This is a genomic window from Burkholderia sp. BCC0405, assembly GCF_902833075.1.
Taxonomy (GTDB): Bacteria; Pseudomonadota; Gammaproteobacteria; order Burkholderiales; family Burkholderiaceae; genus Burkholderia.
On sequence record NZ_CADFEO010000010.1, the window covers coordinates 138506 to 153660 of the forward strand.

Consider the following 15155-nt stretch of genomic DNA (forward strand, 5'->3'; position numbering starts at 1 on the left):
AGGCCGAGCGTCCTCGATATCACATGGGGCGGTCAGGCTGCAAGCACAGCGGTGACGGCCACGAGAGGCAAAGAAAGACTGTCTGCCGCTCGCCGGAACGCGCAGACGTTTTGTTAGAATGGCTCGGAGTATAACATTCCGATTTACGCCTATGAAACCTCATCGCGGCCGCGCGCAGAGCGCTGCGACCCTCGTTGCGACCACCGTCATGGGCGTCGCGCTGACGCTTTTCGCGGCTCCCGCGGCGCATGCGCAGAAGGCCCCGGCCACCGCCGACGGCACGCCCGAAATCGACTCGTCGATCGCCGGCAAGCAGTGGAAGCAGGCGCTCGCGCAGCTCGACGCGCGCATCGCATCGAACCCGCACGACGTGCAGGCGCAGTTCAAGCGCGGCACCGTGCTGGCACGCCTGAACCGCGATGACGACGCGATCCAGCAGTTCGTCGCGATCACGCAGGCCTACCCCGAACTGCCCGAGCCGTACAACAACCTTGCGGCGCTTTACGCGAAGCATGGCCGTTACGACGAAGCGCGCACCGCGCTCGTCACGGCGACGCAATCGAACCCGAGCTACTCGCTCGCGTACGAAAACCTTGGCGATCTCTACCTGCGCCTCGCGGCCGAGTCGTACAAGCGTGCGCAATCGCTCGGCCGCACGAGCGGCGCGACCGCGCAGCGCCTCGCCGATCTCCAGAAGATCGTGTCGCCGCCGAAGCCCGCGCCGAACGCCCGCGCGGCCGCACCGGCCACGCGCGACTACACCGACCGCGCAGCCGCGAACGTGGGCACCACCACGCTGCCGATGTCGCCGACGTTCCAGTTCAACGGTCCGTCGGGCGCACTGGCGGCGCCGTACGTCGCGCCGTCGCAATAAGCGGCGCGGCCTTCTTTCCCTCCCAACCTGAGGATCGCAATGAAACGTCTGTTGCTGGCGCTTGGCGGCGCCGCCCTTCTCGCGACCGCGACCGCCCCTGCGTTCGCGCAATCGGCTACCGCGCACCCCGTCGTGCAACTGAAGACCTCGCAGGGCGACATCCGCGTCGAGCTCTACCCGGAGAAGGCGCCGAAGTCCGTCGCCAACTTCCTCGATTACGTGAAGGCCGGCCAGTACAACGGCACGATCTTCCATCGCGTGATCAAGGGCTTCATGATCCAGGGCGGCGGCTACAAGACCAACTTCGAGGAGAAGCCGACCCGCGCGCCGATCCCGCTGGAGAGCCGCAATGGTCTGAAGAACCTGACGGGCACGATCGCGATGGCACGCACGAGCGATCCGAACTCGGCCACCGCGCAGTTCTTCATCAACACGGTCGACAACAGCGGCCTCGACTACCCGAACCCGGACGGCAACGGCTATGCGGTGTTCGGCAAGGTCGTGTCGGGTCTCGACGTCGTGAAGAAGATCGAAGGCGTCGCGACGACCTCGCGCGGCCCGATGCAGGACGTGCCCGCGCAACCGATCGTGATCGAATCGGCCAGCATCGTCTCGAAGTAAGAACCTGCCGGCCCGTCCGGCGACTCACGCGGCCGCGTCGCACGACCGGCCGCGTGCCATTTAAACCGCCTCACCGAAGGAATTCATCATGGTTGAACTGCATACGAACCACGGCGTGATCAAGCTCGAGCTCGACGCCGAGAAGGCACCGAAGACGGTCGAGAACTTCCTGAACTACGTGAAGAAGGGCCACTACGACGGCACCGTGTTCCATCGCGTGATCAACGGCTTCATGATCCAGGGCGGCGGCTTCGAGCCGGGCCTGAAGCAAAAGCCGACCGATGCGCCGATCGACAACGAGGCGAACAACGGCCTGAAGAACGACAACTACACGGTCGCGATGGCGCGCACGAACGATCCGCACTCGGCGACCGCCCAGTTCTTCATCAACGTGAACGACAACGACTTCCTGAACCACTCGTCGCCGACGCCGCAAGGCTGGGGCTACGCGGTGTTCGGCAAGGTCGTCGAAGGCCAGGACGTGGTCGACAAGATCAAGGGCGTCAAGACGGGCAACGCTGGGTTCCACCAGGACGTGCCGACTGACGACGTCGTGATCGAGAAGGCCGTCGTAGTCTGACGCGCAGCAAGTAACGGAGGCACTTCGATGTTGCAGGAGAGTCCGCCGCGAAGCGTCTCCGCGGGCGTGCCTGGCGAGCGCGAATACGCGCAAGCCGCACGCCCGTTCCTGTTTCTCTCCGATCTGCACCTGAGCGAAGCGATTCCGAAGACAGTCGCCGCGTTCGAGCATTTCGTGAAATACACCGCCGACAGCGCCGACTCGGTGTTCATCCTCGGCGACCTGTTCGAATACTGGATCGGCGACGACATCCTCGACGACGATCCGTTCGCGGCACGCATGGCCGCGCTGATGCACACGTTCTCGGAGCGCGGCATTGCGCTCTACGTGATGCACGGCAACCGCGATTTCCTGCTCGGCAGGCGCTTCATGAAGGCAGCCGGCGCGATGCTGCTGCCGGATCCTTCGCTGATCATGGCGTTCGGCCAGCGCATCGTGCTCGCACACGGCGACGCGCAATGCACGGCCGACCGCGGCTACCAGCTGTTCCGCCGCTTCGCACGCAACCGCGTCGCGCAATGGCTGTTTCTCGCATGGCCGTTCCGCTGGCGCCGCGCGCTCGCGCAGCGCATGCGTTCGAACAGCGAAGCGGGCCGGGCCCGCCCTGCTTCGGCGATTTACGATGTCACGCGCGAAGGCGTGGCTGCACTGTTCCGGAAAAGCCGCGCGAGCGTAATCATTCACGGCCATACGCACCGGCCCGCGCGGCACATGGAACCGGGCGGCATTCGCTGGGTGTTGCCCGACTGGGATCTCGACCACGGCAGGCCGCGCGGCGGCTACCTGCGCGTCGACGCGGAAGGTATCCACGCGATGCCGCTCGACTGACACGGCGGCTGCCGTCGCACCGACCGGCCGCCGCCGGCGCCCATCGCATTACACGTGGCGTTCGACCGACTTGCCTTCCAGCACGGCCGACAGCCGGCGCAGATCGAGACGCGCCGCGTCGGCACCCTGCAGCGTTTCCAGATGCGTGCCGAGCTGTTCGAGCGCGGCGACGATCTCGTCGACGCGGCGGCTTTCCTTCGCCGCATGATCGATCAGCCCGTGAATCGCGAGTGACATCGGATCGTCGGCATTCGGCGTGATCCCGTATGCGCAGAATGCCGCACGTTCAGGCTGCGGCTTCGGCTGCGCCGGCATGACGACGCGCGCCGGATTGCCGACCGCCGTGCCGCCTGCCGGCACCGGCTTCACGACGACTGCGTTCGAACCGATCTTCGCACCCGCACCGACCGTGAAGCCGCCGAGCACCTTCGCGCCCGCCCCGACGATCACGCCGGCCTCGAGCGTCGGGTGGCGCTTGGCGCCGCGCGTGAGCGACGTGCCGCCCAGCGTCACGCCCTGATAGATCGTGCAGTCGTCGCCGACGATCGCCGTCTCGCCGATCACGACACCCATCCCGTGATCGATGAACACGCGCCGGCCGATCGTCGCGCCGGGGTGGATCTCGATCCCCGTCAGGAACCGGCCGGCCTGCGACGCGAAACGCGCGAGCCAGTAGCGCTTCGCGCGCCAGCATGCGTGCGCGAAACGATGCAGCAAGAGCGCATGCAACCCCGGATAACAGGTCAGCACTTCCCATGCACTGCGAGCGGCGGGATCCCGCTCGCGAATCGTTGCAACGTCTTCGCGCAGTCTCGTGAACATGATTGTGGTCTGGGAAAAGGCCGACGCGCATCGCCGGCAATGACCGGCCGTTATCGCGCCAGGTAATTTACTTATGACGTTTGGCGATTGTAGGGCGAGTCACGAACGGCCGCACGAGCCCGCCAGTTCACCCCGCTGCTGGCGCGGGTATTCGGGTGAAACGCTTGCTGTTGCTGGGTTTGCGGGGGTGGCCGACCGGGTGGAACGATCGGCCCCGGCGCTTGCGGCGGCCGACATCGCACCGGCCCGACGGGGCGGTTGCCCCGCGCGCCGAGACATCCGGCAACCCGTGCGCCGGCCGCTTACGCGTCGCCGTCGGGCTTGCCAGATTTCAGCAGGATGTGCTTCGCGACGCCGCGCAGGATGTTGACCTCCTCGCGCTCGAGACCCGTGCGCGCGAACAGGCGCCGTAGCCGCGGCATCAGCTTCTTCGGGTTGCGCGGATCGAGGAAATCGAGCGCGATCAGCGCGTTCTCGAGGTGCACGTACATCCGCTCGATCTCGTCGCTCTGCGCAAGCGTGCCGGCTTCGGCCGACGGTTGCGTCGGCGGCTCGCTCGCCTGTTCGAGAAACGCGACACGCAGCTCGTACGCGAGCACCTGCACGGCCTGTGCGAGATTCAGCGAACTGTAGGCCGGGTTCGCCGGGATATGCGCCAGCGCGCTGCACTGCTCGACATGCTCGTTCGCGAGGCCCGTGCGCTCGTTGCCGAATACGAGCGCGATGTCGCCCGTGCCGACCTGTGCGCACGCCTGCGTGGCAGCGGCACGCGGCGCCAGGCGCGGCGGCCCGTATTCGCGCGTGCGCGCGGTCAGCGCGATCGACCAGTGAACGCCGGACAGCGCGTCGCCGAGCGTCGGCACGACATGGGCGGACGCGAGGACGTCGTCCGCGCCGCTGGCCATCGCGATCGCCTCGGGATCGCTCTGCACGTGCGGCACGCGCGGCGCGACCAGCACGAGACGCGAGAAGCCCATCGTCTTCAGCGCGCGGGCGGCCGCCCCGACATTGCCGGGATGGCTCGGCTCGACAAGCACGAAACGGGTGGACGTGAAGCCGCCGGACGGCGGCCAGGACGAGGCCGCGCCCGGCTCGGACGGCGCGGCGGTGATCTGCGGGGTTTCCACTACGATACGACTCGGTTCATCAGAATGGCAGTATGGTATCGCCATCGCCGCGGCAAACCCACTCGTCCGGACGGATAGTGGGGGTTTCCCCGTATTCCGGCCGCCTGAAACCGCCGAAAATCGGGTAAAATCATGCCTTTACGCGTCGCGCACCGTGCGGCGCGGGTCGTACCCCGTTCTTTGTCAATTCGCGTCTCACCTCGCCTGCCGCGCTTGCGCCGTGCCGGGCGGTTGTTCCACTTCGTGGCGGCCCATGCCGCCGGCTACAGGATCCAGGCTCATGCATCCCATGCTCAACATTGCTGTCAAGGCTGCGCGCCGCGCCGGACAGATCATCAATCGCGCGTCCCTCGATCTCGACCTGATCGAGATCCGCAAGAAGCAGCAGAACGACTTCGTCACCGAAGTGGACAAGGCCGCCGAAGACGCGATCATCGAGACGCTGAAGACCGCCTACCCCGACCACGCGATCCTCGCGGAAGAATCGGGCGAGTCGGAGAACGAGTCCGAATTCAAGTGGATCATCGATCCGCTCGACGGCACGACCAACTTCATCCACGGCTTCCCGTACTACTGCGTATCGATCGCGCTCGAGCACAAGGGCGTCGTCACGCAGGCTGTCGTCTACGACCCGAACAAGAACGACCTGTTCACGGCCACCCGCGGCCGCGGCGCGTACCTGAACGACCGCCGCATCCGCGTCGGCCGCCGCGACCGCCTGTCGGACGCACTGGTCGGCACGGGTTTCCCGTTCCGCGAAAAGGACGGCCTCGATGCCTACGCGCGCCTCTTCACCGAAATGACGCAGGCCTGCACGGGCCTGCGCCGTCCGGGCGCGGCCGCACTCGATCTCGCGAACGTCGCGGCCGGCCGCCTCGACGCATTCTTCGAGCAGGGCATCAACGTGTGGGACATGGCAGCAGGCAGCCTGCTGATCACCGAGGCCGGCGGCCTCGTGGGCAACTACACGGGCGACGCCGATTTCCTGCATCGCCATGAAATCGTCGCCGCGAACCCGAAGATCTACGCGCAGATGATCCCGATCCTGAAAGGTTACACCCACGTGCATCCGGCGGCGGAGTAAGCCCCGGCCGCGCCTGCATGGCGCGGCTTTCGCGCATACCGCTCGCGGGCACCTTCGTGACGGCGCACCGTTCGCCTCCCGGTTGCCGGGAGGCGGGACAATCTTCCCGCACGAGGAGCGCTTCGTGCGCCTATCCTGAAGTTGCTTGAGTGGTTCGGGCCGGTCGGCGTACTGCCGCTTGCACCGCCTTCCCCGCAATGACAGTGAATGGCTTGCGTCCGGCATGCCCGCACGGCGGACAACACCGCCGGCCTCCCGGCCCCTGACCGTATCAACACCGCCACGACGCCGTGGCAATCGCATCCGAGTCCCCATGTTACGGCTAAGCGAAATTAAACTCCCCCTCGACCACCCCGAAAGCGCGCTCGAAGCCGCGATTCGCGAGCGCCTTGCGGAGCTTGGCGTGGCCGCGGACGGGCTCCTCCGTTACACCGTGTTCCGCCGTGCGCACGATGCGCGCAAGCGCGCCGACATCAAGCTCACGTATATCGTCGATGTCGAACTCACGGACGAAGCCGCCGCGATCAAGCGCCTCGCCGGCAAGCCGCATTGCGGCGTGACGCCCGACATGGCGTACCACTTCGTCACGAAGGCGCCCGAGCACGGCAATTTCCTGCGCCCGGTCGTGATCGGCATGGGGCCGTGCGGCCTGTTCGCGGGGCTGATCCTCGCGCAGATGGGTTTCCGCCCCATCATCCTCGAACGCGGCAAGGCCGTGCGCGAGCGCACCAAGGACACCTTCGGCCTGTGGCGCAAGAGCGTGCTCAACCCCGAATCCAACGTGCAGTTCGGCGAAGGCGGCGCCGGGACGTTCTCCGACGGCAAGCTGTACAGCCAGATCAAGGATCCGAACCACTACGGCCGCAAGGTGCTGGACGAATTCGTCAAGGCGGGTGCGCCGGACGACATCCTGTACCTGAGCCGGCCGCACATCGGCACGTTCCGACTCGTCAGCATGGTGGAAAAGATGCGCGCGTCCATCCACGAACTGGGTGGTGAAGTGCGTTTCGAAACGCGGGTCGACGACATCGAGATCGATCAGAGCAAGGTGCGCTCGCTGAAGCTCTCGAACGGCGAAACGCTACGGTGCGACCATGTGGTGCTGGCCGTGGGCCACAGCGCGCGCGACACCTTCCAGATGCTGCACGATCGCGGCGTCTATATCGAAGCCAAGCCGTTCTCGCTGGGTTTTCGCATCGAGCATCCGCAGGGGCTGATCGACCGCAGCCGCTTCGGCAAGTTCGCGGGACACAAGCAGCTCGGTGCGGCCGACTACAAGGTGGTGCACCACTGCAGCAATGGCCGCGCCGTCTACAGCTTCTGCATGTGCCCGGGCGGCACGGTGGTCGCGGCGACCTCCGAGCCGGGCCGCGTGGTCACCAACGGGATGAGCCAGTATTCGCGGGCCGAGCGCAACGCCAATGCGGGCATCGTCGTCGGCATCACGCCGGACGACTATCCCGGCGGCCCGCTGGCCGGCATCGCGTTCCAGCGCAAATGGGAGGAGCGCGCGTTCGAACTCGGCGGCGGCGATTACCGCGCGCCGGGCCAACTGGTCGGCGATTTCATCGCAGGCCGGCCGTCGACGTCGCTCGGCTCCGTGGAGCCGTCGTACAAGCCGGGCGTGAACCCGACCGATCTCAGCACCGCGCTGCCGGACTACGTGATCGAAGCGATCCGCGAAGCCCTGCCCCAGATCGACAAGAAGATCGCCGGCTTCGCGATGCACGATGCGGTGCTCACCGGTGTCGAGACGCGCACGTCGTCACCGATCCGGATTCGACGCAAGGACGATTACCAGAGCATGAACGTCGAAGGCCTGTATCCGGCTGGTGAAGGTGCGGGGTATGCAGGTGGCATCTATTCGGCAGCCATCGACGGGATCGAAGTCGCGCAGGCGGTGGCGCTCAGCATGACGTCGGCGCACGCGGCCTGATGGACGAAACGAGTCGGCGCGCAAAGGTTCTCGACCTGAGCGGCGCCGACTTTCGCTTGGCCGCTCGTGAGCGCGGTTGGACAGCGGCATGAGAACGACCGCCGCCGGTCGCGCAATCTCCGGCAACCTGGCCGAATGGCGAACTTCGCGCGTGCATGCCGAAGCCACTGGTAAACTCGGGCAACCCAAGCAACAACTTCACGCCTGACTTATGACCACGCTGTCGCCCGACGCCTTCGCCGGCCACACCCCGATGATGCAGCAGTACCTGCGCATCAAGGCCGACCATCCCGACACGCTTGTCTTCTACCGGATGGGCGACTTCTACGAGCTGTTTTTCGAAGACGCGGAGAAAGCCGCGCGCCTGCTCGACCTGACCCTCACGCAACGCGGCGCATCGGCCGGCACGCCGATCAAGATGGCCGGCGTACCGCATCACGCGGTCGAGCAGTATCTCGCGAAGCTCGTGAAGATGGGCGAGTCGGTCGCGATCTGCGAACAGATCGGCGACCCGGCCACGTCGAAGGGCCCCGTCGAACGCAAGGTCGTGCGCGTCGTCACGCCCGGCACGCTGACCGATGCCGCGCTTCTGTCCGACAAGAACGACGTTTACCTGCTCGCGATGTGCACGGGCCACAACAAGCGCGGTGTGGCGGTGAACATCGGCCTTGCGTGGCTGAACCTCGCGAGCGGCGCGCTGCGCCTCGCCGAAATCGAACCCGACCAGCTCGCCGCCGCGCTCGAGCGCATCCGGCCGGCCGAGATCCTGACGCCGGACGGCGCGACCGACGCCGTACCCGCAGGCGCGGGCGCAAGCAAGCGCGTGCCGGCATGGCACTTCGACACCGCGTCGGGCACGCAGCGCCTGTGCGACCAGCTCGATGTCGCAAGCCTCGACGGTTTCGGTGCGCATTCGCTCACGAGCGCGTGCGGCGCAGCCGGCGCGCTGCTGCTCTATGCGGCAGCCACGCAGGGCCAGCAACTGCGGCACGTGCGCAGCCTGAAGGTCGAGAACGAAACCGAGTACATCGGTCTCGATCCGGCCACGCGCCGCAACCTCGAACTGACCGAGACGTTGCGCGGCACCGAGTCGCCGACCCTGTATTCGCTGCTCGACACCTGCTGCACGACGATGGGCAGCCGTCTGCTGCGTCACTGGCTGCATCACCCGCCGCGCGCGTCGGTCGCCGCGCAGTCGCGCCAGCAGGCAATCGGTGCGCTGCTCGACGCACCGGCAAACGCAAGCCTCGATGCGTTGCGCAGCGCGCTGCGCCAGATCGCCGACGTCGAACGGATCACCGGGCGTCTCGCGCTGCTCTCAGCACGCCCGCGCGACCTGTCGAGCTTGCGCGACACGTTCGCCGCACTGCCGGCGCTGCGCGAGCGCATCGGCGCGATCGTCGCGAATGCGGACGCGCTCACTCGTGTCGACGCGGCGCTCGCACCGCCCGCCGAATGCCTCGACCTGCTGACGAGCGCGATTGCACCCGAGCCGGCCGCCATGGTGCGCGACGGCGGCGTAATCGCGCGCGGCTACGACGCCGAGCTCGACGAGCTGCGCGACATCTCGGAGAACTGCGGGCAGTTCCTGATCGATCTCGAAGCGCGTGAACGCGCGCGCACCGGCATCGCGAACCTGCGCGTCGAATACAACAAGGTGCACGGCTTCTACATCGAGGTCACGCGCGGCCAGACCGACAAGGTGCCCGACGACTACCGCCGCCGCCAGACGCTGAAGAATGCCGAGCGCTACATCACGCCCGAACTGAAAACCTTCGAGGACAAGGCGCTGTCCGCTCAGGAACGCGCGCTGGCGCGCGAGCGCGCGCTGTACGACGCGGTGCTGCAGGCGCTGTTGCCGTTCATCCCCGAGTGCCAGCGCGTCGCCTCGGCGCTCGCCGAACTCGACCTGCTCGCCGCATTCGCCGAACGCGCCCGCGCACTCGACTGGGTCGCACCGACCTTCACCGACGAGATCGGCATCGAAATCGAACAGGGCCGCCACCCGGTCGTCGAAGCGCAGGTCGAACAGTTCATCGCGAACGACTGCCGCTTCGGCACCGAGCGCAAGCTGCTGCTGATCACCGGCCCGAACATGGGCGGTAAGTCGACGTTCATGCGGCAAACCGCACTGATCGCACTGATGGCTTACGTGGGCAGCTACGTGCCCGCCAAGTCGGCATGCTTCGGCCCGATCGACCGGATCTTCACCCGCATCGGCGCGGCGGACGATCTCGCGGGCGGCCGCTCGACGTTCATGGTCGAAATGACCGAAGCCGCTGCGATCCTCAACGACGCGACGCCGCAAAGCCTCGTGCTGATGGACGAGATCGGCCGCGGCACGTCGACGTTCGACGGCCTCGCGCTCGCGTGGGCCATCGCGCGCCACCTGCTGGCGCACAACGGGTGCTATACGCTGTTCGCGACGCACTACTTCGAGCTGACGCAACTGCCGGCCGAATTCCCGCAAGCGGCCAACGTCCATCTGTCGGCCGTCGAGCACGGCCACGGCATCGTGTTCCTGCACGCGGTCAACGAAGGCCCGGCCAACCAGAGCTACGGCCTGCAGGTCGCGCAACTCGCGGGCGTTCCGGCGCCCGTGATCCGCGCCGCGCGCAAGCACCTCGCGTATCTCGAACAGCAGTCGGCGTCGCAGCACACGCCGCAACTCGACCTGTTCAGCGCGCCACCGGTGGCGGCCGACGATCTCGAATGCGCGGACGCGCCGGCGCTGCCCGACACACCGCATCCGGCGCTCGAAAAACTGCGCGACATCGATCCCGACGATCTCAAGCCGCGCGAGGCGCTCGACCTGCTGTACGAACTGCGCACGCTGGTCCGGTCGCACGATGTCGACGGGCACGCGTAAGCGCCCCCCGCGCGGCCTGCCGGCTCGCATGGCCGCCGCGCTCGTCGCGGCCGTGCTCGCGCTCGCGCAAGCCACCGCTTCGGCCGCGCCGCCGAAGCGCAGCACCCCGCCCTACTCGTTCGCGGTCGTGTCGGGTGTGATCAACGCCCCTGCGGACGAACCGGCCGCCCAGCGGCTGCTCGACGCGATCGCGCGCGAGCGCAACCTCGCGTTCGTCGTCTATGCGGGCAATCTCAAGGGTTCGAAGGAAGCGTGCCGCGATGCGCTGTATTCGCAGCGCGGCGCGATCCTGGATGCGGCACGCGTGCCGCTCGTGTTCATTCCTGGCCACGACGACTGGGTAACGTGCAACACCGCGGCCGGCGGCGGCTACGACCCGGTCGAGCGGCTCGACTTCCTGCGGCAGACGCTGCTCGCCGATTCGGCACTGCCCGACCCCGGCGCACTGCAGATCACGCGGGAAAGCGAAGTCGCACGGTTCCGGCCGTATCGGGAAAACGCCCGCTGGATGCGCGACGACATCGTCTACGTCGCGCTCAACGCGCCGGCGCCGAACAACCACTACCTGACGGCCGGCGGCCGCAACGGCGAATTCGAGGATCGCATCATCGCGAACGGTTTCTGGATCGACCACGCGGCCGAATACGCGAAGCGGCGCGAGGCACGCGCGATGGTGGTGATGTTCGAAGGCGATCCACAGTTCGAACGCTATGAACGCGCGGAACGCTTCGCATGGCTGCGCTTCAACCGGCCGCGCGTGCGCGACGGCTTCCGTGAGTTGAAACGAACGCTGGTGAAGGCGGCGGCGACGTTCCGCGGCCCGATACTCGTGATGCACGCAAGCGGCGAACCGCTTGCGAACGGATTTCTGATCGACCGTCCGCTGCGCGCAGACGACGGTGAACTGGTAGGAAACGTCACGCGCGTCGCGATCGGACCGCGCCATCCGACGAATCAGTGGGTCAAGGTGAGCGTGTCGCCGGCACGGCAGACGATCTTCAACGTAAGCCTGCAGGAGGTGCCGAAGAACCTCCCCGTGCCGCCCGCGCTGCCGCTCGTGCCGCGTGACGACGTGCCGCTGCCGCAGATGCCGGAAATCCCCGCGTTGCCGGCGCTGCCCGACTCGTCGTCGGTCGCGCCGCCGTTGCAGGGTGACAGCGCCGCACCGGGCGGCGCGTCGTGGCCGGCGCCGGTCCCTGCGTCGGGGCCGGCACCCGGCCTGCCTGCGAGTTCAGTGCAGGGTACGCCCTGACGGCGCCTCACCGTCTTCGTCTTCGTCCTCGTCGACGATCTCGAGCCCTTCTGCGCCATGCGCGTGCTCATGCTCGATTTCGTCTTCGGTTGCTTCGCGAACGTCCTTCACGGTAAGTGCGAAACGCAGCGCCATGCCTGCCAGCGGGTGGTTGCCGTCGAGCACGACCTTGTCTTCGGCGATATCGGTGACCGTATAGATCAGCGAATCGACTTCCTCGTCGCCGTCTTCCGGCGTGCCTTCGAACTGCATACCCACTTCGAGCGGCTCGGGAAAACGGTCGCGCGGCTCGATCTTCACGAGTTCGGGATCGTAGTCGCCGAATGCGTCCTGCGGCTCGAGCTGAACCTGCGCCTCGTAGCCGGGCTCGTGGCCGTCGAGCTGTTCCTCGATCTTGGGGAACGTGCCATCATAGCCGCCGTGCAGATAGACCATCGGCTCGTCACTTTCCTCGATCAGATTGCCCTGTACGTCCGACAGCTTGTAAGTGACCGACACGACGGTGTTTTTTGCGATTTTCATCCAATTCTCCCAAATACAACTCTCATTATACGATGCGTAACCGGTCTCAAGCCGAACCGCGGGATGCCGCTGCCACCCCGCACGGCGCGCCGCCTTCCGATCTTCCCACACCGCTGCTCGGCGGTCTTACGCCGGCGCAATTCATGCGCGGCTACTGGCAGAAGAAGCCGCTCCTGATCCGCCAGGCGATCCCCGGCGTCGCGTCGCCGGTCTCGCGCGACGCGCTGTTCGAGCTCGCTGCAGACTATGACGCGGAATCGCGACTGATCACCCATTTTCGTAACAAGTGGCAACTGAAGCACGGCCCGTTCGAGCCCGACACGCTGCCGGCCGTCACGCGCAAGGCCTGGACCCTGCTCGTGCAGGGGCTCGACCTGCACGTCGATGCCGCGCGCGCACTGCTTGACCGCTTCCGCTTCATCCCCGACGCGCGTCTGGACGACCTGATGATCTCGTATGCGACGGACGGCGGCGGCGTCGGCCCGCACTTCGATTCATATGACGTATTCCTGCTGCAGGTCGAAGGCCGGCGCCGCTGGCGCGTCGGTGCGCAGAAGGACCTGTCGCTGCAGCCGGACGTACCGCTGAAGATCCTCGAAAACTTCGAGCCGAGCGACGAATGGGTGCTGGAACCCGGCGACATGCTCTACCTGCCGCCGCACATCGCGCACGATGGCGTCGCCGAAGGCGAATGCATGACCTGCTCGATCGGCTTCCGGGCCCCGTCCGCCGGCGAACTGGGCGCCCAGTTCCTGTACTATCTCGCGGAGCGTGGCGGACTGCGCGATGGCCGCGGCGACGACCTGTACCGCGATCCGAAGCAGCCGGCCGTCGACACGCCCGCGCAGCTGCCGCCGGCGATGGTCGAGCGCGTTGCCGAGATCGTCGACGCGATCCGCTGGCGCAAGCGGGACGTCGCCGAATTCCTCGGCTGCTACCTGAGCGAGCCCAAGCCGAACGTCGTTTTCGACCCGCCGGCGCGCCCGCTGTCCGAGGCCGCGTTCGTCACGCAAGCATCACGTCGTGGCGTGTGTCTCGACAGAAGGGCCGCATTGATGTATAACGCGCGCTCGTACTTCATTAATGGCGAAGAAGGATCACTCGAGCAGGCCGGCGAATGGCTGCCCGAACTGGCCAATCAACGCAAGATGGAGGCGAAACGGTTTGTAACACTATCCCGGGTTCCCTCGATGACAGCCTTGTTGCACGAGTGGTATTGTGCGGGCTGGATACGGGTCGGAAGCCGGAATTAGTGTGAGTCGCCCCGTATACCCGTACGGATCAAATTCTGTATGGGAAAGACAACGTATTGACCCCGCATTTGTCGACGGTCGATAGGAAAGTGCATATAATTTCCGCCCAAGCCGTAGGGAAGATTCACGCTCTAGAAGTGCATCTCCACCAGCGGCCCAGGTCGGTGTTGGAGCACATTACCGGTATTGTTTCGCGCTGTTGCTTACCTTTAACCATAAAAGGACGTGATCATGAAGAAATCCCTCCTCGTAGCTTCCCTGTTGGCTGCTGTTGCACTGGCTGCTTGCAACAAGAGCGCTGATCAAGCTGCTTCGTCGGCTGCAAGCGACGCGGCTGCTGCTGCTTCGTCGGCTGCTTCGGCAGTTGCTGGTGCTGCGAGCGACGCTTCGGCTGCTGCTTCGTCGGCAACGGCTGCTGCGAGCGACGCTGCTGCTGCAGTGGCGTCGGCTGCTTCGGCAGCGACGGCTGCTCCGGCTTCGGGCGCAAGCCAGTAAGCCTCAGCGTCAGCTGAAAAAAAACCGGCCCGAGGGCCGGTTTTTTTACGTCTGCCGTTTCCGCGTCTGTCGCACGGCAGCCACACCGGGCCGCCGCAGCGGCCCTGCCCCGCTCATCCGAGCGCCAGCCAGTCGAAGCCCGCGTCCTGCGTGGCCACGACCACGTCTTCCCCGGTCGTCCCCAATACGCCGCCAAACGCCTGACGGACCAGTTCCGGCAGATTGTTCTGCTGACTCAGGTGCGCCGCGACCAGGTGCTTGAGGCGGCTGCGTTCAAGCGACGCAAGGATGTCCGCCGCGGCGTCGTTGCTCAGGTGGCCGTGGTTGCCGCCGATACGTGCCTTCAGCGATTGCGGATAGCGGCTCGCAGCCAGCATCGCGGTGTCGTGGTTGGATTCGAGCACCAGCGCGTCACAGCCGCTCAGCACGGCCGTGATGTGAGGCGTGGCCATTCCGACGTCCGTCAGCACGCCGAGCCGGCTGGAGCCGTCCATAAAGACGAACTGGAGCGGTTCGCGCGCATCGTGAGGGACCGTATAGGGCATTACGGCCAGATCGCGTATCGCGGCCGTCTCGTCGCCCCACAGCACGTGGAGATCGACATCCGCCTCGTCCGCACCGACCGCGCGCGCGGTACCCCAGCTCATGTAGAGCGGCAGCGATGCGCGACGGGCGAGCGTCAGCGCACTGCCGACGTGGTCGCTGTGTTCGTGGGTAATGAGGATCGCATCGAGATCCCCGATGCAGAGATTCAGTCGGCCGAGCCTGCGCTCGACCTCCTTGGCGGAAAAGCCGCAGTCGAGCAGCACGCGGGTGGTCGTCGTGCCGCTCGAGGCCTCGACGACCAGCGCGTTGCCTTCGCTGCCGCTTCCGAGGCTGGAGAATCGCACGC

At 66.4% G+C, this 15155-nt stretch carries 15 protein-coding genes; 11 read left to right on the plus strand and 4 right to left on the minus strand.

Annotation, left to right across the window (positions count from 1 at the left end; translation table 11 throughout):
* The first annotated feature begins 151 nt into the window (after positions 1-151).
* The 4 genes from HWX36_RS18460 (at position 152) to HWX36_RS18475 (ending at position 2903) form a co-directional block, all read left to right on the plus strand.
* Positions 152-874, plus strand: coding sequence for a tetratricopeptide repeat protein (locus HWX36_RS18460; RefSeq protein ID WP_175953447.1), 723 nt, complete (start codon positions 152-154; stop codon positions 872-874).
* A 39-nt stretch (positions 875-913) separates the two neighbouring features.
* Entirely contained in the window at positions 914-1495 is a 582-nt protein-coding gene (locus tag HWX36_RS18465; protein ID WP_011352517.1) for a peptidylprolyl isomerase, read from the plus strand.
* 88 nt (positions 1496-1583) lie between these two features.
* Positions 1584-2075 carry a peptidylprolyl isomerase gene (locus HWX36_RS18470; protein ID WP_069257039.1) on the plus strand — a complete coding sequence of 164 codons (492 nt, stop codon included), beginning with the start codon at positions 1584-1586 and terminating at the stop codon, positions 2073-2075.
* A 27-nt stretch (positions 2076-2102) separates the two neighbouring features.
* Complete coding sequence (locus tag HWX36_RS18475) at positions 2103-2903, plus strand: UDP-2,3-diacylglucosamine diphosphatase (protein WP_175953449.1); 801 nt, start codon at positions 2103-2105, stop codon at positions 2901-2903.
* A gap of 48 nt (positions 2904-2951) precedes the next feature.
* Here the strand turns inward: HWX36_RS18475 and cysE are convergent, their stop codons facing one another.
* Positions 2952-3725, minus strand: coding sequence for a serine O-acetyltransferase (gene cysE, locus HWX36_RS37645; RefSeq protein WP_175953452.1), 774 nt, complete (start codon positions 3723-3725; stop codon positions 2952-2954).
* A 302-nt stretch (positions 3726-4027) separates the two neighbouring features.
* Positions 4028-4852 carry an RNA methyltransferase gene (locus HWX36_RS18485; protein ID WP_175953454.1) on the minus strand — a complete coding sequence of 275 codons (825 nt, stop codon included), beginning with the start codon at positions 4850-4852 and terminating at the stop codon, positions 4028-4030.
* 280 nt (positions 4853-5132) lie between these two features.
* Between HWX36_RS18485 and HWX36_RS18490 the strand changes: the two genes are divergently transcribed.
* The 4 genes from HWX36_RS18490 (at position 5133) to HWX36_RS18505 (ending at position 11993) form a co-directional block, all read left to right on the plus strand.
* Positions 5133-5936, plus strand: coding sequence for an inositol monophosphatase family protein (locus tag HWX36_RS18490; RefSeq protein WP_039364710.1), 804 nt, complete (start codon positions 5133-5135; stop codon positions 5934-5936).
* Between the two features lie 313 nt (positions 5937-6249).
* Positions 6250-7872 (plus strand): NAD(P)/FAD-dependent oxidoreductase, encoded by a 1623-nt coding sequence (locus HWX36_RS18495; protein WP_175953455.1) that lies wholly within the window; start codon positions 6250-6252, stop codon positions 7870-7872.
* 211 nt (positions 7873-8083) lie between these two features.
* Positions 8084-10741, plus strand: a complete 2658-nt coding sequence (gene mutS / locus HWX36_RS18500; RefSeq protein ID WP_175953457.1) for a DNA mismatch repair protein MutS — start codon at positions 8084-8086, stop codon at positions 10739-10741.
* Positions 10722-11993: a hypothetical protein gene (locus tag HWX36_RS18505; RefSeq protein WP_175953459.1), complete on the plus strand. Its 1272-nt coding sequence runs from the start codon at positions 10722-10724 to the stop codon at positions 11991-11993. Before mutS ends, HWX36_RS18505 begins: the two co-directional genes overlap by 20 nt.
* On the opposite strand, the gene HWX36_RS18510 is transcribed toward HWX36_RS18505, so the two are convergent.
* Entirely contained in the window at positions 11973-12515 is a 543-nt protein-coding gene (locus HWX36_RS18510; RefSeq protein WP_175953461.1) for a peptidylprolyl isomerase, read from the minus strand. The two genes, HWX36_RS18505 and HWX36_RS18510, sit on opposite strands and share 21 nt — an antisense overlap.
* Positions 12516-12547: 32 nt before the next feature.
* On the opposite strand from HWX36_RS18510, the gene HWX36_RS18515 reads away from it, so the two are divergent.
* Genes HWX36_RS18515 through HWX36_RS18520 form a run of 3 tightly spaced genes read left to right on the plus strand, consistent with a single transcriptional unit; the run spans position 12548 to position 14263 of the window.
* Positions 12548-13768: a cupin domain-containing protein gene (locus HWX36_RS18515; RefSeq protein WP_175953463.1), complete on the plus strand. Its 1221-nt coding sequence runs from the start codon at positions 12548-12550 to the stop codon at positions 13766-13768.
* A 56-nt stretch (positions 13769-13824) separates the two neighbouring features.
* Positions 13825-14070: a hypothetical protein gene (locus HWX36_RS37790; RefSeq protein ID WP_075122947.1), complete on the plus strand. Its 246-nt coding sequence runs from the start codon at positions 13825-13827 to the stop codon at positions 14068-14070.
* Positions 14000-14263: a hypothetical protein gene (locus HWX36_RS18520; protein WP_021162672.1), complete on the plus strand. Its 264-nt coding sequence runs from the start codon at positions 14000-14002 to the stop codon at positions 14261-14263. The genes HWX36_RS37790 and HWX36_RS18520 overlap by 71 nt, the downstream gene beginning before the upstream one ends.
* Before the next feature lie 113 nt (positions 14264-14376).
* Here HWX36_RS18520 and HWX36_RS18525 read toward each other — a convergent pair whose 3' ends face one another.
* Positions 14377-15153 carry an MBL fold metallo-hydrolase gene (locus HWX36_RS18525; protein ID WP_175953465.1) on the minus strand — a complete coding sequence of 259 codons (777 nt, stop codon included), beginning with the start codon at positions 15151-15153 and terminating at the stop codon, positions 14377-14379.
* Between the last annotated feature and the right edge of the window lie 2 nt (positions 15154-15155).

What these genes read in the sequence shown, in the direction of transcription:
- HWX36_RS18460 (WP_175953447.1), top strand. Translation starts at nt 152, where the DNA reads ATGAAACCTCATCGCGGCCGCGCGCAGAGCGCTGCGACCCTCGTTGCG.
- HWX36_RS18465 (WP_011352517.1), top strand. Translation starts at nt 914, where the DNA reads ATGAAACGTCTGTTGCTGGCGCTTGGCGGCGCCGCCCTTCTCGCGACC.
- HWX36_RS18470 (WP_069257039.1), top strand. Translation starts at nt 1,584, where the DNA reads ATGGTTGAACTGCATACGAACCACGGCGTGATCAAGCTCGAGCTCGAC.
- HWX36_RS18475 (WP_175953449.1), top strand. Translation starts at nt 2,103, where the DNA reads ATGTTGCAGGAGAGTCCGCCGCGAAGCGTCTCCGCGGGCGTGCCTGGC.
- cysE (WP_175953452.1), bottom strand. Translation starts at nt 3,725, where the DNA reads ATGTTCACGAGACTGCGCGAAGACGTTGCAACGATTCGCGAGCGGGAT.
- HWX36_RS18490 (WP_039364710.1), top strand. Translation starts at nt 5,133, where the DNA reads ATGCATCCCATGCTCAACATTGCTGTCAAGGCTGCGCGCCGCGCCGGA.
- HWX36_RS18495 (WP_175953455.1), top strand. Translation starts at nt 6,250, where the DNA reads ATGTTACGGCTAAGCGAAATTAAACTCCCCCTCGACCACCCCGAAAGC.
- mutS (WP_175953457.1), top strand. Translation starts at nt 8,084, where the DNA reads ATGACCACGCTGTCGCCCGACGCCTTCGCCGGCCACACCCCGATGATG.
- HWX36_RS18505 (WP_175953459.1), top strand. Translation starts at nt 10,722, where the DNA reads ATGTCGACGGGCACGCGTAAGCGCCCCCCGCGCGGCCTGCCGGCTCGC.
- HWX36_RS18510 (WP_175953461.1), bottom strand. Translation starts at nt 12,515, where the DNA reads ATGAAAATCGCAAAAAACACCGTCGTGTCGGTCACTTACAAGCTGTCG.
- HWX36_RS18515 (WP_175953463.1), top strand. Translation starts at nt 12,548, where the DNA reads ATGCGTAACCGGTCTCAAGCCGAACCGCGGGATGCCGCTGCCACCCCG.
- HWX36_RS18520 (WP_021162672.1), top strand. Translation starts at nt 14,000, where the DNA reads ATGAAGAAATCCCTCCTCGTAGCTTCCCTGTTGGCTGCTGTTGCACTG.